Origin of the sequence: Rhodanobacter thiooxydans LCS2 (assembly GCF_000264375.1) — a bacterium.
Classification (GTDB): Bacteria; Pseudomonadota; Gammaproteobacteria; order Xanthomonadales; family Rhodanobacteraceae; genus Rhodanobacter; species Rhodanobacter thiooxydans.
Genome location: NZ_AJXW01000144.1, coordinates 1 through 209, shown reverse-complemented (window position 1 = coordinate 209; position 209 = coordinate 1). Strand labels below are relative to the sequence as shown.

The 209-nt window shown below is 74.6% G+C and carries 1 pseudogene; it reads right to left on the bottom strand.

Annotated elements, in window-relative coordinates:
* Nucleotides 1-209 (bottom strand): annotated as a pseudogene (locus tag UUA_RS18265) (TolC family protein); the annotation flags it as partial.

Below are 209 nucleotides of genomic sequence, written 5' to 3'. Positions count from 1 at the left end.
GCTTCGGCCTGCGCCCAGGCGGCCTGCGCCTGGTCCACGGCGCCGGGGGCCGCCAGCAGGAGGCGCTGGCGTGTCTGCTGCAGTTCCCACGCCTGCCGGCGCTGCTGGCTGATCTGCTGCAGCAGTCGTTCCTGCTGCTGCGCCGTGCGCAGGCCGATCCACTCGCGCACCACTTCGGCGACCAGGCTGACCCGCGCGGCGTGCAGGTC